At 66.5% G+C, this 24,955-nt stretch carries 23 protein-coding genes; 13 read left to right on the top strand and 10 right to left on the bottom strand.

Annotation, left to right across the window (positions count from 1 at the left end):
- Positions 1 to 276: 276 nt before the first annotated feature.
- Positions 277 to 1,473, bottom strand: coding sequence for an EAL domain-containing protein (locus AC1DY7_RS13540; RefSeq protein WP_477494195.1), 1,197 nt, complete (start codon positions 1,471 to 1,473; stop codon positions 277 to 279).
- Positions 1,474 to 1,641: 168 nt separating this feature from the next.
- Positions 1,642 to 2,226, bottom strand: coding sequence for a TetR/AcrR family transcriptional regulator (locus tag AC1DY7_RS13545; RefSeq protein WP_477494196.1), 585 nt, complete (start codon positions 2,224 to 2,226; stop codon positions 1,642 to 1,644).
- 110 nt (positions 2,227 to 2,336) lie between these two features.
- Here AC1DY7_RS13545 and AC1DY7_RS13550 point away from each other — a divergent pair, with 110 nt between their 5' ends.
- On the top strand, positions 2,337 to 3,176 hold the full coding sequence (locus AC1DY7_RS13550; RefSeq protein WP_477494197.1) for an alpha/beta hydrolase: 840 nt from the start codon (positions 2,337 to 2,339) through the stop codon (positions 3,174 to 3,176).
- A gap of 108 nt (positions 3,177 to 3,284) precedes the next feature.
- Positions 3,285 to 4,091 (top strand): hypothetical protein, encoded by an 807-nt coding sequence (locus tag AC1DY7_RS13555; protein WP_477494198.1) that lies wholly within the window; start codon positions 3,285 to 3,287, stop codon positions 4,089 to 4,091.
- Here the strand turns inward: AC1DY7_RS13555 and AC1DY7_RS13560 are convergent.
- Both AC1DY7_RS13560 and AC1DY7_RS13565 read right to left on the bottom strand, forming a co-directional pair.
- A complete protein-coding gene (locus AC1DY7_RS13560; RefSeq protein ID WP_477494199.1) occupies positions 4,066 to 4,338 on the bottom strand; it encodes a hypothetical protein in 273 nt (90 codons plus the stop codon). The genes AC1DY7_RS13555 and AC1DY7_RS13560 overlap by 26 nt on opposite strands.
- A gap of 99 nt (positions 4,339 to 4,437) precedes the next feature.
- Positions 4,438 to 5,034, bottom strand: coding sequence for a TetR family transcriptional regulator (locus AC1DY7_RS13565; RefSeq protein WP_477494200.1), 597 nt, complete (start codon positions 5,032 to 5,034; stop codon positions 4,438 to 4,440).
- Between the two features lie 130 nt (positions 5,035 to 5,164).
- Here AC1DY7_RS13565 and AC1DY7_RS13570 point away from each other — a divergent pair, with 130 nt between their 5' ends.
- The 7 genes from AC1DY7_RS13570 (at position 5,165) to AC1DY7_RS13600 (ending at position 10,451) form a co-directional block, all read left to right on the top strand.
- A complete protein-coding gene (locus tag AC1DY7_RS13570; protein WP_477494201.1) occupies positions 5,165 to 5,911 on the top strand; it encodes a hypothetical protein in 747 nt (248 codons plus the stop codon).
- A gap of 53 nt (positions 5,912 to 5,964) precedes the next feature.
- On the top strand, positions 5,965 to 6,624 hold the full coding sequence (locus AC1DY7_RS13575; protein ID WP_477494514.1) for a hypothetical protein: 660 nt from the start codon (positions 5,965 to 5,967) through the stop codon (positions 6,622 to 6,624).
- 53 nt (positions 6,625 to 6,677) lie between these two features.
- Complete coding sequence (locus tag AC1DY7_RS13580) at positions 6,678 to 7,196, top strand: cytochrome c oxidase subunit 3 (protein ID WP_477494515.1); 519 nt, start codon at positions 6,678 to 6,680, stop codon at positions 7,194 to 7,196.
- A gap of 2 nt (positions 7,197 to 7,198) precedes the next feature.
- Positions 7,199 to 7,468, top strand: coding sequence for a cytochrome C oxidase subunit IV family protein (locus AC1DY7_RS13585; RefSeq protein WP_477494202.1), 270 nt, complete (start codon positions 7,199 to 7,201; stop codon positions 7,466 to 7,468).
- 213 nt (positions 7,469 to 7,681) lie between these two features.
- Entirely contained in the window at positions 7,682 to 8,134 is a 453-nt protein-coding gene (locus tag AC1DY7_RS13590) for a cupin domain-containing protein (protein ID WP_477494203.1), read from the top strand.
- Positions 8,135 to 8,139: 5 nt separating this feature from the next.
- Positions 8,140 to 8,595 (top strand): SRPBCC family protein, encoded by a 456-nt coding sequence (locus AC1DY7_RS13595; RefSeq protein WP_477494204.1) that lies wholly within the window; start codon positions 8,140 to 8,142, stop codon positions 8,593 to 8,595.
- Between the two features lie 281 nt (positions 8,596 to 8,876).
- A complete protein-coding gene (locus AC1DY7_RS13600; RefSeq protein WP_477494205.1) occupies positions 8,877 to 10,451 on the top strand; it encodes a copper amine oxidase in 1,575 nt (524 codons plus the stop codon).
- Between the two features lie 10 nt (positions 10,452 to 10,461).
- Here AC1DY7_RS13600 and AC1DY7_RS13605 read toward each other — a convergent pair whose 3' ends face one another.
- Positions 10,462 to 13,356: an MMPL/RND family transporter gene (locus AC1DY7_RS13605; protein WP_477494206.1), complete on the bottom strand. Its 2,895-nt coding sequence runs from the start codon at positions 13,354 to 13,356 to the stop codon at positions 10,462 to 10,464.
- A gap of 91 nt (positions 13,357 to 13,447) precedes the next feature.
- On the opposite strand from AC1DY7_RS13605, the gene AC1DY7_RS13610 reads away from it, so the two are divergent.
- A complete protein-coding gene (locus tag AC1DY7_RS13610; RefSeq protein WP_477494207.1) occupies positions 13,448 to 14,206 on the top strand; it encodes an SDR family NAD(P)-dependent oxidoreductase in 759 nt (252 codons plus the stop codon).
- Here the strand turns inward: AC1DY7_RS13610 and AC1DY7_RS13615 are convergent.
- On the bottom strand, positions 14,193 to 15,647 hold the full coding sequence (locus tag AC1DY7_RS13615; RefSeq protein ID WP_477494208.1) for an FAD-dependent oxidoreductase: 1,455 nt from the start codon (positions 15,645 to 15,647) through the stop codon (positions 14,193 to 14,195). The genes AC1DY7_RS13610 and AC1DY7_RS13615 overlap by 14 nt on opposite strands.
- A complete protein-coding gene (locus tag AC1DY7_RS13620; protein WP_477494209.1) occupies positions 15,644 to 16,051 on the bottom strand; it encodes a hypothetical protein in 408 nt (135 codons plus the stop codon). Before AC1DY7_RS13620 ends, AC1DY7_RS13615 begins: the two co-directional genes overlap by 4 nt.
- 97 nt (positions 16,052 to 16,148) lie before the next feature.
- Between AC1DY7_RS13620 and AC1DY7_RS13625 the strand changes: the two genes are divergently transcribed.
- The gene (locus AC1DY7_RS13625; RefSeq protein WP_477494210.1) at positions 16,149 to 16,715 is read left to right on the top strand and encodes a TetR/AcrR family transcriptional regulator; all 567 of its coding nucleotides are present in this window, start codon (positions 16,149 to 16,151) and stop codon (positions 16,713 to 16,715) included.
- Positions 16,716 to 17,048: 333 nt separating this feature from the next.
- Here the strand turns inward: AC1DY7_RS13625 and AC1DY7_RS13630 are convergent, their stop codons facing one another.
- Positions 17,049 to 20,195, bottom strand: coding sequence for a bifunctional cytochrome P450/NADPH--P450 reductase (locus tag AC1DY7_RS13630; RefSeq protein WP_477494211.1), 3,147 nt, complete (start codon positions 20,193 to 20,195; stop codon positions 17,049 to 17,051).
- Positions 20,196 to 20,276: 81 nt separating this feature from the next.
- On the opposite strand from AC1DY7_RS13630, the gene AC1DY7_RS13635 reads away from it, so the two are divergent.
- A complete protein-coding gene (locus AC1DY7_RS13635) occupies positions 20,277 to 20,657 on the top strand; it encodes a phage holin family protein (RefSeq protein ID WP_477494212.1) in 381 nt (126 codons plus the stop codon).
- Positions 20,658 to 21,043: 386 nt separating this feature from the next.
- On the opposite strand, the gene AC1DY7_RS13640 is transcribed toward AC1DY7_RS13635, so the two are convergent.
- Together AC1DY7_RS13640 and AC1DY7_RS13645 are read right to left on the bottom strand one after the other, a co-directional pair.
- Entirely contained in the window at positions 21,044 to 22,456 is a 1,413-nt protein-coding gene (locus tag AC1DY7_RS13640; RefSeq protein ID WP_477494213.1) for an NCS2 family permease, read from the bottom strand.
- A 23-nt stretch (positions 22,457 to 22,479) separates the two neighbouring features.
- On the bottom strand, positions 22,480 to 22,980 hold the full coding sequence (locus AC1DY7_RS13645; RefSeq protein ID WP_477494214.1) for a hypothetical protein: 501 nt from the start codon (positions 22,978 to 22,980) through the stop codon (positions 22,480 to 22,482).
- A gap of 226 nt (positions 22,981 to 23,206) precedes the next feature.
- On the opposite strand from AC1DY7_RS13645, the gene AC1DY7_RS13650 reads away from it, so the two are divergent.
- Positions 23,207 to 24,949 carry a hypothetical protein gene (locus AC1DY7_RS13650; protein WP_477494215.1) on the top strand — a complete coding sequence of 581 codons (1,743 nt, stop codon included), beginning with the start codon at positions 23,207 to 23,209 and terminating at the stop codon, positions 24,947 to 24,949.
- The last annotated feature ends 6 nt before the right edge of the window (positions 24,950 to 24,955 follow it).

Below are 24,955 nucleotides of genomic sequence, written 5' to 3' on the forward strand. Positions count from 1 at the left end.
GTATGGCCGATGGCCGCGTCAGGAAAGGATGACCAGCCCCAGGGCCACGACCGTTACGGCAGTCACCGCGAGCGCCAGCCACAACCTGCCCGGCCAGGCGTTGAGCTCGTGCATGTTCATGCGATTACCCGGAGGCACGCGACGTGGTGCCGTCGGTCGCAGGTCATCGGGAGAGAACGGGTAACTCATGTGAACACTCACTCACGTTGTGGCAGTGGACAAAGACGTTATACCCGAATCGTCGGTATCTACACTCCGGTGTGACAGGCGTAGCGGTCAGACGCCAGATGTGACGGGCTGCGGGGGCCCGAGGAAGAAGCCTTGGCCGTAGTGGATGCCGAGGTCGCGCAACACGCGGTGCTGCTCCTCGTTCTCGATTCCTTCGGCGACTGTCAACGCGCCGATCTCACGGGCGAAATACACCAGCGCGGTCGCCAGAGCTTGACGTGCTGGGTCGTGGTGTATATCGACGGTCAACTCCCGGTCGAATTTGATGACCTCGGGTCGCAGGCGCAGGATTCGGTTCAGGTTCGAGAAACCCGCGCCGGTGTCGTCGACGGCCAGGCGGATCCCTTCGCGGCGCAGCGCCTCCAGTTCGGGATACATCGGATCGGTCACCTGCTCGTACTCGGTCAGCTCGAGGGTGATCCTGCGGCCCGCGGATCTCAGGAGTTGTTGCGCCGCAGGCTGTATAGCGGTGGTTGGGCTGAGATTGACCGAGATCTCGAACTGTCGTGGGATATCGCGGGCAGCGGCCAGGACCACTCGGAGCGCCTGTATCTCGAGGTCGGTGCCGCGCCCGACCAGATGGGCCTTGGCGAACCACTGATCCGGAGATGTCTTGTGGCCGTCGGCAAATCGGCACAGTCCCTCGTAACCGATGATCTGCATGTCGCGCAGATTTCGGACCGGCTGGAAGACTGCGCGCAACTGTTCGGCCTCCGAGATGTCCTCGATCTCGGCGCGCAATTGCCGGCGTGCCGCCGCTCGCGGGGCCACCAGTGCCGCGAGGAAGCGTGCTGCGGGTTCGACGACGTCCGGGGTGTTGCCCAGCAACTCGTCCAACTGAGTCGCAAGGGCGCTGTCTGCGGTGAGGATGGTGGAGATGAATCGGCCTGCGGCGGTCATGATCTTCGCGTGATCGCCGTCGAGGGCGCCACGCTCGGCCGACACGATCGACACCCACCCGAATACGACGGCATTGCGTAGCAGTGGCGTGCTCAGCACGGAACCCGCATCGTGTTGATCCGCCACCTCGTCGCCGCCCGCCAGGGTCAGATGCGCCGGCGGCGTCGTGCCGAGGAGCGGTGTCAACCCGCCGTGCGCAGAGACCACCTCCGGCCCGTCGTCCCGCAACACCACCACGACCGCGCCGTCGACGTCGGGGAGGAGCAGACATGCCTGCTCGGCGACTCGCAGTGCCAGCGCCAGCGGATCGATCGAACCGACGAGATCCGCGACGAGTTCCTTCACGGCCGTGGCCCTCGGAAAGCGGGTCGGGAATCCACCTCATTGCCTTTCGCGACTGAACAGACCATCTCGAGCGACATTTCGTCGAATGGCGAACCCCGTCGAAATTAGCTGGTATGCGCGTCCTGCATCACTTGTACATCGCCCGCCCGCATTTGGTGTGGTTACGGGTCATTTGCTGTCGCTTTTCGACACCGATTCCAGCCCTGCCGCCTGCCGGGCCGCGCGCACGAAGGCCGGCTTCGCGTGCTCGACGCCGTCGAGATACCCGCCGACCAGCGCGGCGTCGCGCAGCAGCGCGAGGGACGCGGCGATCTCGGCCGGATGGTCGCGCTCGGCGGCCGCGTGCTCGAGTGCGGCGCGGAACCAGTTCCGGTGCTCGGTGATCAGCTGGCGGATACGGCTGTCGGGGTCGGGATACTCGGCGGCGGCGTTGATGAAGGGGCATCCGCGCGTGTGGTAGCGCGTGATGTCTTCGGCGATCCCGTCGATGACGAGCTCCAGCATGTCGGAGTCCGAACCTGCGTCGGCGGCGGCGGCGAAGTAACCGCGAATGGTCTGGTCCTCCGCTGCCAGATACGCCTCGACAAGGTCCTCTTTGCCTTTGAAGTGCCGATACATGGTGGCACGGGTGACGCCCGCCTCGGCGAGGATGCGGTCGACGCCGACCGAGTGGATGCCCTCCCGGTAGAACAGCTCGGTCGCGGTACGCAGGAGCCGCTCGCGGGGCTCCGAGACCGATGCGACGGTGTCCATGACCCCACGGTACGCCGTGCCAGAACGTTCTTTCTGCTTGCGGGAACAGATGGGAGTCCGTCGTGGTTACAGAGAAAGAACGACCGTTCTTTCTACTAGAGGAGAAGTCGATGACCACCATCAGCGAACGCGAGCAGAACGAGATCGACCGCGCCAACCGTTCAGGATCGCAACCCGTTGTCTTCGTGCACGGCCTGTGGCTGCTGCCCGACAGCTGGGACAACTGGCGGGAGTTGTTCGAAGAGCAGGGCTTCGTCACCTTGGCCCCCGGGTGGCCTGATGACCCCGCCAGCACCGCCGACGCACGTCGCGACCCCTCGGTGTTCGCAGGCAAGGGCATCGGCGAGATCACCGATCACTACGTCGACGTCGTCCGCGCGCTGGACCGCAAGCCGATCATCATCGGACACTCCTTCGGCGGCCTGATCACCCAGCAACTGGCCGGCCTCGGCCTGGCCCAGGTCGCGGTCGCCATCGACCCGGCCCCGTTCCGCGGAGTACTGCCGCTGCCCCTGGCGACGCTGCGGTCGTCGTTCCCGGTGCTCGGCAATCCGCTGAACTACAAACGATCGGTGGCGTTGACGCCCAAGCAGTTCCGGTATGCCTTCGGCAACGCGGTATCGCAGGAGGAATCGGATCGGCTTTATGACCGGTACTCCGTGGCCGGCCCGGGGCGCCCGCTGTTCCAGGCGGCGGTCGCCAACTTCAATCCGGCATCGTCGGCGACGGTGAACACCAAGAATCCCCAACGTGGCCCGCTGCTGGTGATATCCGGCGAGAAGGACCACACAGTGCCGCCGGCCGTCGCCAAGGCGTCCTACAAGCAGTACAAGAAGAACCCCAATGAGACCGAATTCGTCGAAATCGCCGGACGCGGACACTCATTGACCATCGACAATGGTTGGCGCGACGTGGCCGACGCGGCATTGAAGTTCATCGCCCGGTTCTGAATCCGGTCGTGAGGCCGGCGCGCATCACGCGACGAGCTCGATCTCGCCGACTCCCTCTACGGGCGGCGCGGTCGGGCGCTGCTCGGCGAGTGGTTTGCCCATCAGCTGGTGCGCACCGAAGATCTCGCGTTCGCGCGGGAGTTCTCCGATCACGTCGATCTGCCCGGAGTTCTACCGTCCGACTACCTGCACCGCCGCGTCACCAGTTCCGCCGGAACGTTGTTGGGCGGAATCCGCTTCTACGGACGCGACATCGGTCGCCCGTTCATCGAGATCATTGCGCACAGCTTCACCGACCTGAATCGGATGCGCGCATGCGTCAGCCAGGAGTGGGCGGTGTTCGCACCGCGATTCCTGCGGGTTCGGGTGTTGCCGGGGCGTTTGACTGGCGCCGGCGTTCTTCTCGACGAAAGCGTGTATGCGGCAACATATTGCGATATGCGCGGCGCCGGACCGGACGTCTGGCTGACACCCTTCGACAGGGTGGAGACCGCAGACGCGATCGTGACCGACGTGTATCGCCGGCTGGCTCCCGATCTGGCGCGCAACATCACCGCCGCGACCGCCGCGGAACTCGATGAGTGGCATCGGCATGACCAGTTGCGCGCCATCCGCACGTGCGAGGGGGTCGTCGGACTACTCGCGGTGGTGCCGGGCGCGATCGACTGGCTCGACGGCGACGTCATCAACGAAGAGGTGATCGCCGTCGAACATCGCGGCCATGGCTACGCCGCCGCGGGCCTGGCGGCGTGGGCGGCCGAGCCCGGCCGCGACCGGCGTCGGCTGCTGATCGGCACCATCGACCGGCTGAACATCGCGTCGCGCAAGACAGCCGAGGCCGTTGGCCGGAAGCGGGTGCTCGATGGGGTGTTCGTGTCCCTGCCTCGGCTCAGCAGGGATACCCGGGGGGCGTGAAGTACGGGACGCCTTCGACGGTGTAGCAGGGCACCTCGCCGGCCACGTAGGGGACGTGCGCCGCCGCGATGGCCGCACCGGCCATGGCATCGCCGGCGATATTGGTGCAGCCGCCGGCGGCGAAGTGCCTGCCGTCGGCCCCGGCGCACACATCGGCACCGGCGATGGGCGCACTGACCAGCGGCATCAGTGCCGCAGCCGTGGCGAATCCCACCGCGAACAACACTGAGGTGGTACGTCCGTTCATGACGTTCTCCTTATATCCGCGCAGCCCTGCCTGCGTGTGGTGTCGGCAGTGCTCATTGTGCGGCCAACCGGGACTTGGCGCGCGACTTTGACGACAACGTCAATCGCGGAATTCGGGCAACACGCGCAGCCCGTACATATAGGTGGTCAGATACTCGTCGATCACCGGTCTTCGGATCTCGGCCGCCTCGGGAATGGTGATCCACAATGCGTAGAGGCCCACCAGGAACGACACGCCGTTGTGCATGACGTCGACGTCGGCGGGTATCTCCGCGCGGGCGCGTGCCCGTGCGAGTTCTTCGACGACGGCGACGATGACGGGGTAGTTGCTCCACTCTTCCGACGGCGGCCGGGTGGTGGAGAAATGCAGGGCGAGAAAGTCTTTGAAGAGCCTGCGGCCGAGGCGGCGCTCCAGCTTCTCCAGCACCCGGACCGACTCGGCGAGGGTGCCGCGCACGCTGTGCGGCGTGCCGAAGAAACGGGTCAGTTCGGCGGCCATCCGGCCCTGCTCGCGCTTCTCCAGTTCGATCAGCACGTGTTCCTTGGTGGGGAAGTGGAAGAAGAAGGTGCCGTGTGCGACACCGGCGGCGGCCACGATCGCCGTCGTATCCGCTCCGGCCAACCCGGCCCGTTTGAACTCGGCGAGTGCGGCACCGAGCAGCCGCTCGCGGGTTTGCAGCCCCTTCTGCTTCAGCATGAAACTGACTCTACTCAGAAAGTTCTTCCCAATCCGCCGATCGCCGGATAGCGTGCATAGGAACATGACTCGGGGCCCAGATGGCCGGACGGCCTCGCCCCAATACCTGAGTCAAGTCAGTGGAGGTGGGATGCAGATCCTCGAGCAGGCGCAAGACCTGCCGAAAGCCGGGAACATCAAGGCGCAATGGGTAAGCCTGTGGACGGGGCCGGCAGTGGGTGCGGTGCTGCTGATCGCGGCGCTGGCGTTCCCCGGATTCTGGCCGCCGATGTCGCCGACGATGACCGCCGGTGAGGTCGCCTCCTTCTACGCCGATCACACCGCGCTGATCCGGTTCAGCCAGGCCACTTTCAACCTGTGCGGCATCATGGTGCTGCCGTTCTTCATGGTGATCGTGGCGCAGATGAAACGGATGACAGGGCAGAGCCACGTCTTCGCGTACTGCTATCTGACCGCAGTCGTCAGCGGTGCCACCATCTTTGCGCTGTCCAACATCTTCTTCCTGGTGGCAGCCTTTCGGCCGGAACGCAATCCGGAGTTGATCATGCTGCTCAACGATCTGGCGTGGATCGTCCTCGTCGCCCCCGTCGGCATGGTGGTCAGTCAATTCGTGCTGCTGGCACTCGCGGTCTACTTCGACGACCGCACCGATCCGGTGTTCCCGCGCTGGGTCGGTCACTACGCGCTGGCCACCGGAATCGCGATGGTGCCCGCCGCGGGCGCGGCGGTCTTCCAGACCGGACCGCTCGCCTGGGATGGGTTGTTGTCGTTCTGGTTACGCAACGGCGCGTTCGTCGCGTTCATCCTCGTCATGTTCGTCGTGCTGCGCACCGCACTTCGCAAGCAGGCCGTGCTCGACGGTGTGATCGCGCCGTGAGTGTCCTGACCGCACCGGTGCGCACCGGTGGCGGCAAGCGCGATGTCCGGCTGATGACCTGGTTTTTCCCGGTCTGGTACGCGGTGTTCGGGGTCATCATCTGCGTGCTGACCCGGGTCACGCCGCCGCCGCGGCCCGATGTCACCGCCGCCGACAAGGTCGCCTTCTTCGCCCAGCACCACCTGACCATCCAGATCGGGTTCACCGTACTGCTGATCCTGCTCGGCGGTGCCGCGATGACCAACGGTCTGGTGGTCTATCAGATGAAGCGGATGTCGGTGGGGTCGGTCTTCGCGTACGGGTATCTCGGCGGCATGAGCGTCGGCGCGCTTCCCGGTTTCCTGCTGGTGACGGTGTGCTTCCTGACCGCCGCGTTCCGTCCCGACCGTGACCCCGAGCTGATCAGCCTGCTGTACGACCTCGGAATGCTCTCCTACAACGGGTCTTTGGGTTGCTTCTCGGTGGCGTATCTGGTGCTGGCGATCGCCATTCTGTACGACCACAACGGCATCTTCCCGAAATGGTTTGCCTACGTGTGCATCTGGCAGATCATCACCGAGGTGATCGCCACCCAGATGTTCGTCTTCCGATCCGGTCCTTTCGCCTGGAACGGGTCGATCGCCTTCTGGTTGGCGGTGGTGGTCTTCTCGGTGTGGCTGGTGGCGCTCATCGTGTTGCTGCGCCGCGCCGCGGACCGGGAGGAGCAGGCGTGACCCAGACCGAGTCGGCTCCCGTGCTGCGGCGCCGTCTTCCCGGTGACGGGGACATGTGGGTGATGGTGCTCGGCGACATGGTCATCTTCGCCGGCTACTTCGTCGTCTTCCTGATCTACCGGACCATGAACCACGCCGAATTCCTGGCGGCCCAGCAGCACCTCGATATCACTATCGGCGTGCTCAACACCGTGATCCTGCTGACCAGTTCGTGGTTGGTGGCCCGCGCGGTGCTCGCCACCCGGGCCGGCAGGCACGATTTGGCGATCCGGCTGATCTACGCCGGCGGTGCCGGCGGGATGCTCTTCATGGTGTTGAAGGGCTACGAGTGGTTCCGAAAACTCACTGCCGGACAGACCAATTCGGAGATGTTCTACTCGTTCTACTACGTGATCACCGGTGTGCACCTGGTGCACGTGCTGATCGGGCTCATCGTACTGGGTGTCCTGGTGCGCGAACTGCGGAATCCGAGCCGGCGCCGGGCCTCGATGGTCGAGTCGGGGGCCATTTACTGGCACATGGTCGATCTGCTGTGGGTCATCATCTTCGCCCTGTTCTACGTGATGAGGTGATGATGACCGAAACCGCACGGACGATCACATGGACGTGGGTGGTCCTGGTGGCCATCACCATCGGGTCGTGGTGGCTGGCCCCCGCGCACTCCGGTACGCCCGAGGCCAGCGTGCCGATCACCGCGGTGGTCCTGGTGCTTGCACTGATCAAGTCCCGCTTGATCATCCGGCACTTCATGGAGGTGCGGACCGCCCCGCGGTGGTTGAGGCTTGCAACGGACGGCTGGCTGGTCGTGTTGTTCGGTGCGGTGTTCGTCATCTACCTGGTGTAGATCCGGTTGACGACGGGTGAACCGGACAAGCACCGCGGACATGGCCGTCGAGAGCACCAGAAGACCGGCAAGCAGGAGCATCACCTGCGTTGCGTCCATGTCCCACGAGCGTATTCACGCCGACGGCACGCGCACACGTAGCGCACTACTCGACTTTCGCCGAAAACCTGTCGATCACTGGCGGATCGGGGTCGAATGACTCACAGTGAACAGATGAACATGCGCACTCTCATGGCGGTTGTCGCTGCTGGTTGCGTGCCGCTGCTCGGGGCGACCACCGCCCATGCGACCCCGGCCGAAGGCGACGTTGTCCGCACCGATCTGGCCAAGGGCACCACGTACACGCCGGTGTCGATCGTCACCAACGGAGCCGAATCCGCTCTGCTGGTGCAGAGCCTGCTGCTCAAGCCCGGAGCGAGCAGTGGCTGGCACACCCACCCCGGCACCGAGTTCTCGGCCATCAAGGCGGGCACCGTGGCGGTGCAGTTGGCGCCTGGTTGCGAGATCACCGAATACACCGCGGGGCAAGCCGTGTTCATCCCGGCAGGGGTGGCGCACCGCGTCGACAACGACACCGCGCATGATGCCGAGGTGATCGTCACTTACACCGTGGCTGCTGACGCGCCCGTCCGCGGCGACGCACCCGATGGGTGCGCACCGTCGTGACCGATATGACCTTCTCTGACTCGATCCATATCGCTGTCGCGCCCGACGAGCTCTACGCACTGGTGTCCGACGTGACCCGCACCGGGGAGTGGAGCCCCGTCTGCCGCGGGTGCTGGTGGGATGAGGGTGCAGGCCCCCAGGTCGGTGCGTGGTTCACCGGGCGCAACGAGATACCGGGCCGGGCCTGGGAAACCAGGAGCCAGGTGGTGACCGCCGACCCCGGGCGAGCGTTCGCGTGGGAAGTGAACAGCGGCTGGGTTTACTGGGGCTACACCCTGGAACTCGAGGAGGGCGGTACCCGGCTCACCGAGTCGTGGGAGTTCCGTCCCGCGGGCATGGCGGGCTTCCGGCAGAACTTCGGCGAGCATGCCGAGGGCTTGATCTCCGAACAGGTCGCGGCGGCCAGCGCCGGGATTCCCGCGACGCTCGCCGCGATCAAACGGATCGCCGAACGGGGCTGACACTCAGCGATTGTCGGGCAGTGAGCTCGCGATCGACTCCCACGCCTCGGTCAGGTGTGCACAGAGCGGGCTGGTCTGGATAGCGACGCGTCCGGCAGTAAGGAGCTCAGCTAGCCCAACTTTGGTTGAACGGCCGAGCGTCACATTCGAGGTTGGGGACGTCTCCTGTATTCGAGTAGCTGACTACTTCATCGGGGGCGACCCTTGGTTCATACGCTCGAGTGAGGCCGATGCAGGCGTCAGCAGGGAATTCCGCGCTGACGATGGGAAGGAGTTCGGAGATGACCCCTCAGATCATCATTGAAGCAATCACGCTGCGCGAGTTACCGATTGATGCGATCACACGTGCGATCGTCCGGCACCCCGCATGGAGGGCCGGCCGAGGCCGAGTGGATCCGCGAATCATTGCCGCCAATGTGGAGGATCGCCTCGGCGCCGAGACGGGCGAGTTCCGCGGTCTTGCGTTCGACTCATCGGCCAATGAGGCATGGGATATCTGTGGCCACGTCGACCGACTCGATGACATCGCGATGACCTCGACTGCGGCAACGCCACTCCCGTCGCCGGAGGAGTTGGGCCAGGCACTTGAGATTCTTCGTGCCGACGAAAGATTCGCTCACGCGAGCGGTGACGACGTCGTGGTGTACCAACCGATGCCTCCACTGGCCGACCTGGAACAGGATGACGGCACGTATACCCGGCGCATCAATCTGGGCATCCTGCGTCCGGCCGGTGGTCCCCGACATCACATCGTTTCGGTCGACATCGCCAGGCGACTCGTCGACTGGTACCCGATCGGCGTACATTCGCCCACCGACGCCGATTGCGAACGCATGCTTCCTGCGGGAGTGGATGTCGGGCAGGACCCCAATGGCCACGCACGGGTGCGGGTGCGGGTGCTGGACGGCGGGACGGAGTTGTGGAACTTCGTTCTGGTTCGCCCGCGGAATTCGGAACCGGCCACGTACGGGAAGGGTTCCGGCGTCGAACTGCGAGACGTTCGTTTCCGGGGCAAGTTGGTTCTATACCGGGCCCATGTGCCGATCCTGAACGTGCTGTACGACGATGGCGTGACGTACCGCGATTGGCAGCGACAGGAGACGGTATTCCAGGCGGTAGGCCAGGACCCGGTGGGACCCGGTTGGCGGCTCTGCACGCAACCGCCAAGGACAATTCTGGAGGCGGGTACGGACGCAGGTAATTTTCAAGGCGTCGCACTGCACTATGACAATGGCGAGCTACGCATTGTGAGCGAGATGGCTGCGGGCTGGTATCGCTACGTCTCAGATTGGCGGCTGCGCGACGACGGCACCATCGGAGCCCGATTCGGGTTTGCGGGCACCCGCAATCCCCGAACGTGTATGCGTCATCAGCATCATGTGTATTGGCGCTTCGATTTCGACATCAACGGCAGTGCCCAAGATGTCTTCCAGGTTCGGCGAATGGTCGTCCCGCCTGGCGGGGGACCGATCCGTCTGGAGTGGCGTCCGATAGTCCGCGAGACCCAGTTCAAACGAAACGTCGCCACGCAGCGGGGATACCGGGTGATCGATAAGGCGACCGGGAGCGGATACCGCATCGTGCCGAGCTCAGGGGACGGCACTGCTGACAGTTACGGCGTCTCGGATATGTGGGTCTTGCGCTACCACGCAGACGAAATCGACGACGGTGTGTCGGTAGTTGGTGGAACGCCTGCGCAGACTCAGACTCAGCTCGCCCGGTACGTGAGCGGGGAATCGGTCGACGGTGAGGATGTCGTGGTCTGGTACGCGGGCCATTTCATCCACGACGAGCATCATCCAAATCCGAGCCAAGGCCACATCATCGGGCCGAACCTCGTCCCGCACGCTTGGTAGCGCCAGCACGTCAGGACTCGATCTTCTCCGGTTCCTGGCTGCTTTCCCGGTTCTTCCACGCCGGGACGCTGCGGGCGGGCCGATGCCGCACCACCTGTGGCCACCAGAACCACTTGCCCATCAGCGCCGCGATGGACGGGGTCATGAACGACCGGATGACCAGGGTGTCGAACAGCAGGCCCAGGCCGATCGTCGAACCGATCTGTGCCACCACGGTCATCTCGCTGGCCACCATGGACATCATGGTGAAGGCGAACACGAGGCCTGCGGCCGTCACCACCGAACCGCTGCCGCCCATCGCGCGGATGATCCCGGTGTTGATGCCGCCGTGCAGTTCTTCTTTCATGCGGGCCACCAGCAGCAGGTTGTAGTCCGCGCCGACGGCCAGCAGGACGATCACCGTCATCGCCATCACCATGAAGTGCAGTTCGATGCCGAGGATGTGCTGCCACAACAGCACTGAGAGTCCGAACGACGTGCCGAGTGACACCACCACGGTGCCGACGATGACCGCCGCGGCGATCAGGCTGCGCGTGATGATCAGCATGATGACGAAAATCAGCGTCAGCGCGGCGATCCCGGCGATCAGCAGGTCGTAGTTGTTGCCTTCCTGCATGTCCTTGAAGGCGGCCGCGATACCGCCGAGGTAGATCTTGGAGCCCTCCAGCGGGGTGCCCTTCACGGCCTCCTTGGCGGCCGCTTTGATGTCGTCGACCAGCTTGATGCCGTCGGCGGTCAGGGGATCACCATCGTGGGAAATGATGAACCGCACCGACTTTCCGTCGGGGGAGATGAAGCTCTTCATCCCGCGCTTGAAGTCGGCGTTGTTGAAGGTGTCCGGCGGCAGATAGAACGTGTCGTCGTTCTTGGAGTCGTTGAAGGCGTCGCCCATGGCGGACTGGTTCGCCTGCATCTCGTTGGTCTGGTCCTGCATGCCCTTCTGCGTCTGGTACATCCGCAGCATCATGTCCCGCGACGACTCCATGGTCGAGATCTGCGAGGGCAGCGTCGACAGCATCTGCGGCATCAGCTGATCGAGGCGCTGAAGGTCGGGCAGCAGTTCCTGGAACTGGTCGGTGGTGGCGTCGATGCCGTCCAGGGCGTCGAACACCGAGCGCATCGAGAAGCACACCGGGATGTCGTAACAGTGCGGTTCCCAGTACAGGTAGTTACGGATGGGCCGCAGGAAGTCGTCGAAATCGGCGATGCTGTCCCGCAACTGGGCGATGTCCACGGCCATGTCGGTGCTCTTGCTCACCATGCTGTGGGTCGTCGCGCTCATCTCCGTCATCAGCGCGATCATCCGGTTCATCGTGGCGATGGTGGATTCCATGTCGCCGGCCTGCGTGAGCATGTTGGCGAACATGTCTTCCATGTACTTCTCGTTCATCTTCTGCGAGGCGCTGCCCATGCTCATCTGCGCGGGGATGGTGCTGAACTTCAGCGGCTTGCCGTCCGGCCGGGTGATGGCCTGCACGCTGCCGATCCCGGGCACCCGGAAGATGGCCTTGGCGATCTTGTCGATCACCAGGAAGTCCGCCGAGTTGCGCAGGTCGTGGTCGGACTCGATGAGCAGCAACTCAGGATTCATCCGTGCCACCGAGAAGTGCCGTTCCGCGGCGGCGTAACCCTCGTTGGCCGGCAGATCCGGGGGCAGGTAGTTGCGGTCGTTGTAGTTGGTCCGATATCCGGGCAGCGTGAGCAGACCGACCAGGGAGAGCGCGACGGTGGCCAGCAGCACCGGGCCGGGCCAGCGCACCACCAGGGCGCCGATCTTGCGCCAGCCGCGGATGCGCATGGTGCGCTTGGGTTCCAGCAGATTGCGGAAGCGGCTGGCGACGGTGACCACCGCCGGGCCCAGGGTCAGCGCGGCGAAGACAGCCACCATCATGCCGACCGCCATCGGGATGCCCAGCGACTGGAAGTACGGCAGCTTGGTGAAGTGCAGGCACAGCATGGCCCCGGCGATGGTCAGACCGGACGCCAGCACCACGTGGGCGGTGCCGTGAAACATGGTGTAGTAGGCCGATTCCCGGTCTTCGCCGAGACTTCGGGCTTCCTGATATCGGCCGATCAGGAAGATGGCGTAGTCGGTGGAGGCGGCGATCGCCAACGTCACCAACAGCTGGGTGGCGAACGTGGAGAGCCCGATCAGGTCGTGATAGCCGAGGAACGCGACCACACCGCGCGCCGCCGACAATTCGAGCACCACCATCACCAGGACGATGAGCACCGTCGTGATGGAGCGGTACACCAGCAGCAGCATGGTGATGATGACGACGAAGGTGACCAGCTCGATCATCTGGACGCTGCGGTCACCGGCGATCTGCTGATCGGCGGCCAGCGCGGACGGCCCGGTGACGAAGACCTTCACCCCGGCCGGTGGCGGGACCGCGGTGACCAGCTTCTGGGCGGCCTCCACCGATTCGTTGGCCAGCGACTCGCCCATGTTGCCCGCGAGATACACCTGCACGTAGGCGGCTTTGCCGTCAGGGCTCTGGGCGCCGGCCTCGGTGAGGGGGTCGCCCCAGAAGTCCTGCACGTGCTCGACGTGCTGGGTGTCGGCCTCCAGGCGCGCGACCATGTCGTTGTAATAGCGGTGGGCATCGGCGCCGAGTTTCTGGTCACCTTCCAGCACGATCATCACCGAGCTGTCGGATTTGAACTCGTCGAAAACCTGGCCGACCTTCTTCATCGCGATGACCGACGGCGCGTTCTGCGGACTCATCGACACCGAGCGCATCTGCCCGACGACCTCCAGCGGCGGCACCATGATGCTGAGCAGAGCGACGATCGCGATCCAGCCGATGATGATGGGGATGGCGAGGGTACGGATCCACTTCGGGATACCGCTGCGCTGGTGTTGGGGCGGGGACGCGTCCGTCACCGAAGTAGGGGCGGACACGTGCTGGCACTCTCCTGATGGCGTAGAGGTCGACTCTTTCGTACCAGATACGGTCGGCTGATGGTGCGCTACGACCGAGGAGTTGACGTCGATGGGTTTGCTTGACGGCAGAACGGCCGTCGTCACCGGCGGGGCGTCGGGGATCGGTCTGGCCACGGCGCGCCGGTTCGTCGACGAGGGCGCGCGGGTCTTCCTCACCGGTCGCCGGCAGGACCATCTGGACCGGGCCGTGGCGGCCCTCGGCGCTGCCGCGCAGGCGGTACAGGGTGACGTGGGCACGCCGGCGGACCTGGACCGGCTGTACGCGGCGGCCGGTGCGGCCGGGCGCGGCCTCGATGTGCTGGTGGCCAACGCCGGGGTGACCTCGGTGCAGCCGTTGGGTGCGATCACCGAGGACGAACTGGACCGGTTGCTGACGACAAACGTGAAAGGCGTCGTGCACACCGTGCAGAAGGCGCTGCCACTGCTGAACGACGGCGCGTCGATCATTCTGCTCGGATCCTCGACGGCCGACCGCGGCCGGCCCGGCCTGAGCGTCTACGCCGCCAGTAAGGCCGCCGTCCGGTCGTTCGCCCGGACCTGGGCCAACGAACTGAAAGACCGGGGCATCCGGGTGAACGTTCTCGTCCCCGGGTCCACGGCCACCCCCGGCAGCGACAATCTGGCCGCGCAGACCAGCCCCGGCGAGACGGTCGCCGAATTCCGCGCCGGCCGGGTGTCGACCATCCCGCTCGGGCGGTTCGCCGACCCGGAGGAGATCGCCAACGCGGCGGTGTTCCTGGCCAGCGACCTGTCCTCGTTCAGCACCGGGTCGACGGTGACCGCCGACGGTGGCGTCAACCAGGTGTGACCACCGAGCGCGGCGCGCACCACCGGTCCAGGCACGCCCGCCAGGCGACCACATCCGCGGACGCGCCGGTCCAGGCCACGTACCCGTCGGGGCGCACCAGCACGGCCGGTCCGGCGTCGGCGCGTTCGGCCTGCCGCAGCCCGGCCGCCTCGACGGGCGTCGCGCCGTGCTCACGCACCAGCACGAATCCCGGAGTGCGTTGCACTTCGGTGAGCCGGCCTTCGGTCAGCGGGATCTGCACCGCCCGCGCGCCCACCGGGCCGCGCCCGTAGCGCAACCCGACGCCGGAGAAGCTGCCCGCCACCGCATCCCGGATCGCCGGTAACCGAAGCAGCCGGGGCGCAAGGAGATTGCGAAACCCGCGCGCCACCCGCGGATGCAGTGTGACCCCGCGCGCCATCAGACCGGATTGCTGTAGCACCCGCGCACCGATCGGGTGGCGTTCGGTCTGGTAGGTGTCCAGCACTTCGTCGGCGGCACCGCCCAGGACGGCATCGAGTTTCCAGGCGAGATTCGCCGCGTCCTGGACGCCGGTGTTCATCCCCTGCCCGCCCATGGGGGAGTGCACGTGCGCGGCGTCGCCGGCCAGGAACACCCGTCCGTGCCGATACTGCTCGACTTGCCTTTCGTCACAATGGAATCGGGAATGCCAACCCACCTCCAGTATTCCGGGATCGGCTTGGGTGGCGCGCCCGAGCACGTCGACGATCTCGGAGGTGTCCACCGGTGTGCTGTCCGGTACCTGATGCCCGCGGTCCCACAGCATGGTGCGAAACCACTCACCTTCCGCGTCGCTGCGTCCGTAGGGCGCCAGGAACGCGAACACTTCCCGGGTGCTGTGCAGGGTGAGACCGTCGCCCGCGGGGCCGTGCGCGAGTTTCACATCTGCCAGCACGATCGAGGACAGCAGGGTCTTGCCCGGGAAGTCGGCGCCCACCAGGGTGCGCACGGTGCTGTGCGCTCCGTCGGCACCGATGACGTACCGCGCCCGCCAGGTGGTGAGGTTGCCGTTTTCGCGCGAGCGCGCCGTCACGGTGACGCCGTCGTGATCCTGTGTCAGCGCCGCGATCTCGAACCCCCGCCTGATGTCGGCCCCGTGGTCTGCGGCGTAACGGGCAAGGGCCGCATCGACATTCGTCTGCGGCGTGATCATGGCGAACGGGTAGGCCGAGTCGAGGTGGGTGAGGTTGATGCGCGCGCCGCCGAAGACCGTCACCCCCGGTGTCCGGTGCGCCTCGGCCAGCAACTCGTCGGCCACGCCGCGGGCGTCGAGCACCTCCAGCGTGCGGGGCATGGTGACGAAGGCGCGGCTGGAGGGGTTGACCGTGGGCCGGCGTTCCAGCACGGTCACCGACCGGCCGGCGCGAGCCAGATCGCCGGCGGCGGTGAGTCCGGTGGGACCCGCGCCGACCACCAGGACGTCGGTCTGGACGGTGCTCATCGGGTCACCGCCTCGGGGTTCGGGTACCAGCGGCGGATGTCGTCCGGGGTGGCGACCGCGTCCTTGTTGAAGACGAAGCGGCAGCCGGGCTGGCTGTCGTGGGCGGCGTTGACGATCGACTCGAACAGCAGGGTGTTGCCGGCCACCAGACGTACCCCTGCGCCGATGAGCACCGCGTCGTAGGTGCCGGCCTCCAACCACTGCCGGGCCTTGGCCGCGCCCGCGTCGCCGAACGGGATGAGGCAGTTGTCCACGTGATAGCCCGCGTCGCGCAGTCCCGCGACGTTCTCGTCGTTGGCCGCGCGCAGCCTGTCCCGCGACAGCCCGGGGAACTGGGCGAAGTCGGGTGAAGTCACATCGATGACGTCGGGATCGAGGCCGATCTGGATGGCAGTGACGGTCATGGCTTGTCCTTTCCGGCGGATTGAGTTCAACAACTGTTGAACTGAACGCTAGGCGTGCCCATTGCCCGTGTCAACAGTTGTTGAATACGCTGTCCGGATGACGACGAAACCGCGCGACGGCGAAGCCACCCGGGCCGCGATCCTGGCTGGCGCGCAGGCGCAGTTCGGTGAACAGGGCTTCGAGCGCACCACGATCCGGTCCGTCGCCGCGGCGGCCGGAGTGGACCCCGCCCTGGTCATGCACTACTTCGGCAGCAAGGCCGGCCTGTTCGCCGCGGCGTCGCACCTGGACATCGCCTTTCCGGACCTGTCCGACATCGCCCCCGAGGACATCGCGGGTGTGCTGATTCCGCTGTTCGTCGACGTGTGGGGACCGGACGGCTCGTTCCTGCCGCTGTTGCGTGCCGCCGCGACCAATCGGGTGGCCGCCGATGCGCTGCTGGGCGTATTCGCCGCGCAGGTGGCCCCCGCCCTGGCCGCGGTCGTACCCGACCGGCCTGCCGAGCGGGCGGCGCTGGTCGGTGCGCAACTACTCGGTGTCGCGGTCTCGCGCTACATTCTGGGCACTCCACCGCTGGTCGGCATGGCCGACGTCGAATTGGTCGAGTGGCTCACCCCGGTGTTGGCGCATTTCCTCACCCACCCCGCGCCGGGTGGTCTGTGATGGACCTCACATGACGCGGAGGTCAACTAGGTAGCGCTCTACTCGTGGCCCGGACATGGGCTGCCCATACGTTCGGAACATCAAGGTGGGCACCACTTCACACGTCCACCACGACGTTTGGGGACCACCATGTCAGCTCTGTCGATCACCGCCCACGGTGCACCAGGCACTGCCGGTCTGAAGTTGCTGTGGGACAGGTGCATTCAGCGTCTCGCCGTGCGATCGAAGTCCAGCAGAGCGGAACCGCGCCGTGCCCGTCGGCATTACCCGGCCGCGCGGCCGGCGTACATGAACGACGCCTGCATGCGGCGCGAGATGTCGCGGCTGTGACGCTCAGCCGGCCCAGACGTCCTCGACGTAGTGGTCGGACTCGACCAGTCCGATGAGCCAGTCGCGAGCCTGGCTCTCGCCGGCACCGGTACGGGCGCAATAGATGTCGAGAAACGCCTGCCGCACCGCGGGCGCCATCCGGGCGCCGTCGCCGCAGATGTAGACGTGAGTGTCCTTCGCCGGATCGCCGAGCAGTTCCCACACCTCGTCCGCGTCGGCCGAGATCCGATCCTGGACGTAGCGCACACCGTCCTGCGAGGCGCGGGAGAAGGCGGGCCGCATCCGCACGATCCCCAGATCCTCGGCGATGTCGAACTGCTCACGGAAGATGTAGTCCACCTGCGGGTCGCGAATCCCGAAGAAGCACAACGCCGGTGCATAGGGGTCGCCGGCCTGTCGCGCCGCGAGCCGGTCGCCCAGGAACCCGCGAAACGGTGCGACGCCGGTGCCCGCACTGACCAGGATCACGTTCTTGGCCGGATCCGCACCCGCCCGGAATGCCTGGCGGGCCTGATCGACGCGGGCGCGGATCTGTGCACCCGAACCCAGCGCGGCCAGATGGTTCGACGCCACACCCTTGAACAGTCCACGCCCCGACCTCGCCGGGGCGTCGAGCACACTGACCACCAGCGCAACGACTTTCGGCGACATCCGGGACGACGAGGCGATGGAGTAATGCCGCGGCGTCATCGGCTCCAGGAGTTCCAGGAGGTCGGCACCGGTGAGTGCGCAGGCCCGGAATTCCAGTACGCACTCGATGGGGCTCAGCGTGCAGGGTTCGGCCGCGTCGGCGAGTTCTTCCAGACGCTGCCGTTCCGGGACGCACGGATTGGCCGCCGCGAGCTTACGTAGCTGACTGCGGGTCGCCGGTTTGCGCAGTTCGACGAAGTGGGTGAGCAGTTCGCGCACACTGACCTCGCGGTCGAGCGCGATGAGCCGCCGCGAGGTCCGGCGCGGGTTGATCGACAGCCGCAAATCCGGGTCGATGCCGAGTTGCTCCAACACCGTGTCGACCAGCTCCGCGGGATTGTCGGCCAGCACGGTGAGATGGTCCCCGGTGTGATACTCGACGTCGGCAGGCAAGGCAACGCGGACAAAGTGTTTGGCTTGGCCCTGGGCATTCTCGTCGCTGACGAGCTCGGTGTTCTCCAGCACCGTCATGGGGGACACCGCGAACCGGGCGTCGAGGGCGGCGGTCACGGGGCCGACGATGGGGTGCAGATCGTAGAGCGGTTCCTCCGTGTCGGTGAGCACCACCGCGTCCGGATCGCCGAACTGCCGGGACAGCGCCGTCCACAGCGCCGTCGAGAACTCTTCCAGCGTCCCGGTCAGGTCACCGGAGGTGTCGGCCGCCGCGAACGGAACCAGAGGCGTACCGCCCAATTCGATCAGCCGTTCATCGATCCGCTTCGGCACCGCCTGATACGTGTCGGCCCAGTTGTGGTCGCCGACGCCGAGTACCGCGAAGTACGGGGCGCCCTCCAGCGCGGCGTCGGGTCCGGTGAGCCAGGCGAGGAATTCGCGGGCGTCGTCGGTCGGCTGGCCGTTGTAGGACGAGGCCACGATCAACACCGCGTCGGTGCCGGGCAGCCCCGCGGCGGCATCATCGAGCGGGCCGACCGTTGCGGCACAACCGATATCGCCGGCCTCTTCGGCCAGTTGGGTGGCCAGCGCGCGGCAGGTCCCGAGATTCGATCCGTGTAACACCGCCAACGTGGTGCCCGCCTTCAAGGTGGACAGCGGACCGACGGGCGTCTGGACGGCGCTGGCGGGTGCGGCCACAAGGGTGCGGTCGGCGGGTGTGCGCCGCACCAGGTCGAGGTGGAAGCCGGCGGGCCGTCGGCTCAGCGGGCCGTCCCACCGCAACACGTAGTGGGTGGAGTCGATGAGACGGTAGCGGTGCATGATGCGGGCTATGGCCATGGTCGCCTCGTGCAGGGCGAACTGCCGCCCGATGCAGGACCGGGCACCGGTGCCGAAAGGCTTGAACAACGCCGCGGGCCGCGCGGCCGCGCGATCGGGTTCGAACCGGTCCGGGTCGAACAACTCGACGTTGTCACCCCATTCCGGTTGCCGGTGCAAGGCCCCGGTGAGCACCGCGACCGACTCGCCCGCACGGATCGGGTAGGCGCCGCCGATGACGGTGTCTGACAGCGCCATCCGGTCGAAGCTGAGCACCGGCGGCGACAGTCGCAGCGTCTCGTTGATGACCTGCCGCAGGTAGCCGAACTTGCCGATGTCGTCGTAGGTCGGCAGGTACCCGTCCTCGGTGCCGAAGACCGCGTCCACCTCGGCCTGGACCCGTGCCAGCACCGCCGGGTGGTGCACCAGGTTGTACAGCGTGTTCGGCATCAGTTCCGAGGTGGTCAGCTGCCCGGCGATGAGAAAGGTCATGATCTGGTTGCGGATGTTCTGCTGGTCCAGCACGGGTTCGCCGCCCCGGCCGAGCATCACGAAGAGCAGATCGTCGGCGGCGTCGGTGCCCGCCGCGCGGTGCCCCTCGATCAGCTCGTCGAAGTAGGTCTGCAGGGTGGCCAGCTCGGTCTCGAATCGCGGTGTGGTCTCGCCCTTTCCGAGCTCTCCGAGGGCAGCGGTGAAACTCTGCGGGATCGCCGCCAGGCCGTCGTGGTCGAAGGACTGGAACTGTGCGCCGAAACCTGCCAGCGCCACGGTGTCCATCGCGAGCTTCTGCAGATCATCGGAGATGTTCACCGGTTGCCGCCCGGCCTGGGCGTCCCAGCGTGCGATCATCCGGCCGTTGATGTCGAGCATCGCGTCGTGATAGTTGCGCAGACCGGCGTAGCTGAATCCGGGTAGCAGAACATCATGTGCCTTCTGCCAATTCGGCTCTCCGTGGAAGGCGGTGAACAGACCGTCCCCGGCCAGCGGACGGACCCGGGCCAGCGACGGCGTCAGGTTCTTGGCGAAGCGTTCCTCGTCGCAGAGTTCTTCGACCAGTTCCATCGAGCAGGCGTACAGCTTGCGGAAGGTGCTGTAGTCGGCATAGAACAGCGGGCCGTGCCGTTCGCCGAGAATGTCGACGGGCAGCGCGTAGGGCCGTCCGGCCAGCTCGGCCGGACCGGGAAGCGGACCTTCGGCGGAGGGAACGTCGGTCAGTTCCGGTGCGAGCGACGGTGCGAAGTCGGCCATGTCGGGCAGCATAGGCGTCAATTCCGGGTGCCGGGATGAATCTTCGCCGCAATGGGCCGGAGCACCTTTACCATCGTCGACATGGTGCGATTGGTGCTGAATACGCTGGTATTCCTGGGGTCTGCGGCCATCGGTTTGCTGGTCGCGGCCTGGCTGGTGCCGGGCGTGCGGGTCTCGGTGTCGGGGTTCATCGTCGCGGTCGCGGTCTTCGCGCTGGCGCAGGCAGTCCTGGCACCGTTCATCGCGAAGATGGCGTCCCGCTACGCGTCGGCCTTCCTGGGCGGAATCGGCCTGCTGTCAACGTTTGTCGCACTGTTGCTGGCCTCGGTGCTGACCCACGGTCTGGCCATTCGCGGTGCCGGCTCCTGGATCGCCGCGACCGTGGTGGTGTGGCTGGTGACGGCGATCGCCACTCTGCTGCTGCCGCTACTGGTGGTGAAGAAGAAGATCGGCAAATCCTGACGGCGGGATGACTTTCGGCCGCCGCCGGGGTCCATACATGTGTGTGGACCACCTTGCCTCGGCGCGTGTGCGCGACGATAGCGGTCAGTTCGGCCGTGCTGCACGCACTCGCACTGGGCTCTTCGGCCGCCTTCGTCGGTGTGCTGATGATCGTCGGCTGCCTGTCCTGCGCGTGGCACCTGTGGTGGCACGACTCGATCAGGGCGTGGCTGACCGTCGCGCTGATGAATCTGGCGATGATTGCCGTGCACCTGCCGATGTCGGCGGGGCATCACCACAACGGCGGCCCGTCGGCGCCGCCATCCACCCTGATGACGTGGGGCATCGGCGCGGCCATCGTGGAGGTGGGAGCGGCGACGGTGGGGCTGTACCTCAAGACCCGGTCGTCAGACCCCGATCAGCGTGTCGATCCAGCCCCGCGCAAAGTACAGCAGGAACCCGGCCGCAACGACCCACAGCAGCGGGCTGACCTCACGGCCCTTGCCTGCGGCCGTGCGCACCACCGCCCATGAGATGAATCCGACGCCGATCCCGTTGGCGATCGAATAACTCAACGGCATGACCGCGACCGTGAGCACCACCGGCAGCGCCACCGAGAAGTCCGCGAGATCGATCTCGCGCAGGTGCGAGGCCATCATGGCGCCGACGATCACCAGGGCGGCGGCCGCCACCTCGGTCGGCACGATGGCCGCAATCGGCGTCAAAAACATTGCGGCCAGGAACAATCCGCCCGTCACCAGGCTGGCCAGACCGGTCCGTGCGCCCTCGCCGATGCCCGCGCCGGACTCGATGAACACCGTGTTCGACGACGCCGACACCGAGCCGCCGACCACCGCACCGGCGCCCTCGACGACCAGTGCGGACTGCAGGCGGGGGAAGTTGCCGTGCGCGTCGGCGACACCGGCCTGACGCGACAGCCCGGTGAAGGTGCCCATCGCGTCGAAGAAGTTGGTGAACACCAGGGTGAACACCAGCATGATGGCGGCCAGGACACCGACGCGGCCGAAGCTGTTCAGGCTGAAGTCTCCGACCAGCGACAGATCTGGGATCGAGAACGGTGAGCCCTGCAACGTGGGAACCGACAGCCCCCAGCCGCCGGGTTTTTCGACGGCCGATCCGAGATGCCAGATGGCCTCGATGACGACCGCGACCACCGTGCCGATGACCAGGCCTATGAGAATCCCGCCGCGCACCTTGCGGGCCACCAGGACACCGGTGACCAGCAGCGTGAACACGAACACCACCGTCGGGATGCTGGTGATGGATCCTGCGCCCTGCCCGCCCAGGCCGACCGGCGGTGACGGACCGCCGGTGGAGGCGACGAACCCGGCGTCCACCAGACCGATGAACAGGATGAACAATCCGATGCCCGCGGTGATCGCCAACTTCAGTTGCATCGGCACCGCGTCGAAGATCAGCCTGCGCAGTCCGGTCACCGCCAGCAGCACGATGATGAGGCCGTTGATCACGACCAGCCCCATCGCCTCGGGCCAGGTGAGCGAACCGACCACCGAGGACGCCAGGAACGAGTTGATACCGAGGCCGGCCGCGAAGGCGAACGGCAGCCGCGCGATGACCCCGAACAGGATGGTCATCACGCCCGCGGCGAGCGAGGTCACCGCGGAAATCTGGGTGAACGCCAGCTTGTCGCCGGCGACGTCGGCGCTGCCGGACAGGATGATCGGGTTCAGCACGATGATGTACGCCATCGCGATGAAGGTGACGACGCCGCCGCGCAATTCGGCGGCGACGGTCGAGCCACGGGAGCTGATGTCGAAGAAGCGGTCCAGCCGGTTCACGGTTCGACCTTAAAGGGTGGTGCCTAGTGACTGCGGGCAGATCCGGTCAGGGCGGCGCCGGCGCCGTCCTGCAGCAAGCAGATGACGGTGCTCGGCAGTGGGTTGTGGGCGGTGCGGTCCTGATTCGAATCGATCAGATAGCTGACGGTGTAGCCGCCCGACCGTCCGGTGTAAGCGGCGAGCGCCTCGGTGCAGCGCTGGTTCGCGATATCGGTGACCGCCGCGTCCACCGGTATGGGTGCGCGTTGGTAAACCTCCGCGCGGTGCGGCGCCGCGCAGTCCACCAGCGTCACGTCGACGGCGCCTTCGTCCACGGCCGGCACCTGATCTATGCAATCGCCGACCTGGAGGTTGAACCACGGCTGGATGGGCGACACCGAGGCCGGGGCCGCCGTCGCCACCGTGGTGGTGGTTGTGGTGGTTGCCGCCGAGGAGGTCGTCGGGGCCGCGGTGGGTCCGCCGCAGCCCGTCACCAAGGCCGCGACGCAAAGAGTCAGTGGCGCAAGGAGACTGCCCGTCCGCACGCCATGAAGTTTAGATCCTGCACGCGCGGACAGGCCGGATCGCGGATTTGTTCCCGCCGTTCCGAGCCGAAACTGTGATGTAGCCCTTGTAACGGATCTCGGTGCGCGGCGATGAAACATGCGAGACAGCTGCTGGCCCCGGGCCAGTGTCGGGGGAGATGGCTGCAACATGGCAGCTGTGGCTGAGATGCCACGCTCCCTGGACCTTCAGAGGAGTGGATGCACGGTGGGTGCAACGCGCGAATTTTCTGCCGGGCGATACGTCGTCGCCGGAGTCGCTTCGACGGTGGTCATCTCGCTGACCGCGTTGACCGCGGGACTGGCTCCCGCGGTGGCGGCCCCGAGACACGATGGGCCTTCGCCGACGACGGTGTCCGAGAAGCCGTCGCCGGCGGTGGTGGCTGACGACTCCGCTCCCACGACCACGGTCCCGGTCTCCGAGCCCAGGACCGCCAAGACGCAGGAACCTGCCACCGACGCCGAAGCGCCCACGGCGGCACCACAACCGACCACCTCGCAGGCACCCGCCCCCGTGGTGGAAGCACCGGTCGTGGTTCCGACGGCGACCGCCGCGCCCACCCCCGCGACGACGGCGGCCCCGCCGCCCGCGCGCACCACCACGACCAAGGTCGCCGAACCCACCACCCGGGAACCCGCGCCGACGCCGAAGGTAACCGAAGCGCCCAAGCCGACCGAGACACCCAAGCCGACCGAAGCGCCCAAGCCGACCGAGACACCCAAGCCGACCGAAGCGCCCAAGCCGACCGAGACACCCAAGGCCGCCGAGACCCCGGCGCCGCGGGTGGCCCGCACCGGTGAGCGTCCCGCACCGGTCGATCAGGTCACCGAGACGCCCGCCGAAGGCAGCGTCACACCCGCCGCGCAGACCCCGGAACCGGAAACCACGCCGCCTGCGCAGACCGTCCAGGCGGTGGCGCCCGAGGCCACCCCGACACTGACCGCCAAACCCTCCGCGACCGAGACGTCCTCGACCGTCGCCAAGGCGGCCCGGCCCATCGAGACCCTGAAGCCGCAGACCCTGGACGCACCCGAGGCGGATATCGAGGTGGCGCGCAACGCCGCGCCCGTCGAGGAGAGGCAGCCCGAACCCGCGGCCGAGCACGATGTCGCCGCGCTCGCGGTATCGCTGAAAGTCAACGACCGCAACAACAACCGAACTGACAACCGCATCGACGATCGGGACTGGAACCGGCCCGACTTCGACCACCGCAACGACCGGGGCGACCGCCTGGACTGGGACCGCAAGGTGCGCCAGTGGCGGCCGGACTGGGTGCAGTACGACGAGTACTACCGGCCGATGATCTTCAACCCGTACCGCGACCCGGTGCGCGTCGTGTACATGTACCAGAACCGGCCGCGCATCGTGCAGATCAATCCGTTGCAGCGGGTGGTCATGTACGCCGCCGACCTCGCCGCATACAGCTTCACCGCGGTCGTCGTGAACGCACTCAACACCGCCGTCAACGTCGCGGTCGGCAGCTTCTTCGGCGGCGGGTTCATCCCCACGGCCGGGCTGCTGCGCCCGCCGCCCCCGCCGCCGGTGCTGCGCTATGACAACGTGCCGGTCCAGGTGCGCTACTCACAGGCCGTCTACGAGCCGTTCCGGGTGCAGCGCATCGTCGACGTCGGCGATGACAGTCGCTACGGCGAACGCAAGGTGCTGCTCGACGGTGTCACGCCGGCCTGGGGAGTGTGGAAGCAGTCGGGTACCGGTGAACGCCAGTTCGAGGTGCACCGGACCCAGCAATTCCCCGGACTCGACGACCCGCGGGAAGCGCCGTTGCCCGGCGACTACCGGATGCAACTCGTCTCAGATACCGCTGCCGACACCCCGTCCGGGTTGGACCGCAACCAGGTCTACCTGATTGCGGCGGCGGTGGCGTGCTCGGTGCTGAGCCTGGGTGCCGTCGGCCTGGTGGGCCTCATCGGGCGCCGGCGCGGAATGTAGCCCTCG

The organism is Mycobacterium sp. P2_H7, from assembly GCF_056403275.1.

Bases quoted from the DNA above. Each gene is read 5' to 3' on its own strand.
- AC1DY7_RS13545 (WP_477494196.1), bottom strand. From the start codon at position 2,226: ATGGACACCGTCGCATCGGTCTCGGAGCCCCGCGAGCGGCTCCTGCGT.
- AC1DY7_RS13550 (WP_477494197.1), top strand. From the start codon at position 2,337: ATGACCACCATCAGCGAACGCGAGCAGAACGAGATCGACCGCGCCAAC.
- AC1DY7_RS13560 (WP_477494199.1), bottom strand. From the start codon at position 4,338: ATGAACGGACGTACCACCTCAGTGTTGTTCGCGGTGGGATTCGCCACG.
- AC1DY7_RS13565 (WP_477494200.1), bottom strand. From the start codon at position 5,034: ATGCTGAAGCAGAAGGGGCTGCAAACCCGCGAGCGGCTGCTCGGTGCC.
- AC1DY7_RS13570 (WP_477494201.1), top strand. From the start codon at position 5,165: ATGCAGATCCTCGAGCAGGCGCAAGACCTGCCGAAAGCCGGGAACATC.
- AC1DY7_RS13575 (WP_477494514.1), top strand. From the start codon at position 5,965: ATGACCTGGTTTTTCCCGGTCTGGTACGCGGTGTTCGGGGTCATCATC.
- AC1DY7_RS13580 (WP_477494515.1), top strand. From the start codon at position 6,678: ATGTGGGTGATGGTGCTCGGCGACATGGTCATCTTCGCCGGCTACTTC.
- AC1DY7_RS13585 (WP_477494202.1), top strand. From the start codon at position 7,199: ATGACCGAAACCGCACGGACGATCACATGGACGTGGGTGGTCCTGGTG.
- AC1DY7_RS13590 (WP_477494203.1), top strand. From the start codon at position 7,682: ATGAACATGCGCACTCTCATGGCGGTTGTCGCTGCTGGTTGCGTGCCG.
- AC1DY7_RS13595 (WP_477494204.1), top strand. From the start codon at position 8,140: ATGACCTTCTCTGACTCGATCCATATCGCTGTCGCGCCCGACGAGCTC.
- AC1DY7_RS13600 (WP_477494205.1), top strand. From the start codon at position 8,877: ATGACCCCTCAGATCATCATTGAAGCAATCACGCTGCGCGAGTTACCG.
- AC1DY7_RS13610 (WP_477494207.1), top strand. From the start codon at position 13,448: ATGGGTTTGCTTGACGGCAGAACGGCCGTCGTCACCGGCGGGGCGTCG.
- AC1DY7_RS13615 (WP_477494208.1), bottom strand. From the start codon at position 15,647: ATGAGCACCGTCCAGACCGACGTCCTGGTGGTCGGCGCGGGTCCCACC.
- AC1DY7_RS13620 (WP_477494209.1), bottom strand. From the start codon at position 16,051: ATGACCGTCACTGCCATCCAGATCGGCCTCGATCCCGACGTCATCGAT.
- AC1DY7_RS13625 (WP_477494210.1), top strand. From the start codon at position 16,149: ATGACGACGAAACCGCGCGACGGCGAAGCCACCCGGGCCGCGATCCTG.
- AC1DY7_RS13630 (WP_477494211.1), bottom strand. From the start codon at position 20,195: ATGGCCGACTTCGCACCGTCGCTCGCACCGGAACTGACCGACGTTCCC.
- AC1DY7_RS13635 (WP_477494212.1), top strand. From the start codon at position 20,277: ATGGTGCGATTGGTGCTGAATACGCTGGTATTCCTGGGGTCTGCGGCC.